1 protein-coding gene is annotated in these 454 nt (G+C 76.9%); it reads left to right on the top strand.

Annotated features, from left to right (window positions below):
- Window positions 1-454, top strand: a 454-nt coding sequence (locus tag LPA54_RS38470) for a CoA transferase (protein WP_228985023.1), incomplete at both ends; no start/stop codon positions are given.

The raw sequence follows: 454 nt of genomic DNA, 5'->3' as shown, positions 1-454 counted from the left end.
CACCGACACCGGCTTCGGGAAACGGTCAGCGCTGGTGGATCTGGTCTCCGGGCGGGAGGTGTTCGAGGAGCTGCTGGCGCGGGCGGACGTGGTCGTCACCGGGTACCGTCCCGGCTCTCTGGACCGCTTCGGGCTGAGCGCGGAGGCTCTGGCCGGGCGACGGCCGGGAGTCGTCGTGGCACAGCTGTCGGCGTGGGGCGCCACCGGGCCGTGGGCGGCACGGCGCGGCTTCGACAGCCTGGTCCAGGTGGCGACGGGCATCGCCCACATCGAGGGAGAGCACGGCCGCCCGGGCGCGCTGCCCGCCCAGGCCCTGGACCACGGCACGGGGTACCTGCTCGCGGCGGGGGTGCTGCGGGCCCTGTCGGACCAGGCGGACGCGGGTGGCGGCAGGCTCGTGCGGGTGGCTCTGGCCCGCACGGCGGCCGAGGTGCGGGCGGGGGCGGACGGTTCC

Source organism: Streptomyces sp. DH12, assembly GCF_020873895.1.
In the GTDB taxonomy this organism is placed as follows: domain Bacteria; phylum Actinomycetota; class Actinomycetes; order Streptomycetales; family Streptomycetaceae; genus Streptomyces.
The sequence above is the reverse complement of the archived record's forward strand: the minus strand, read 5'-3'. Positions and strand labels throughout refer to the sequence as shown.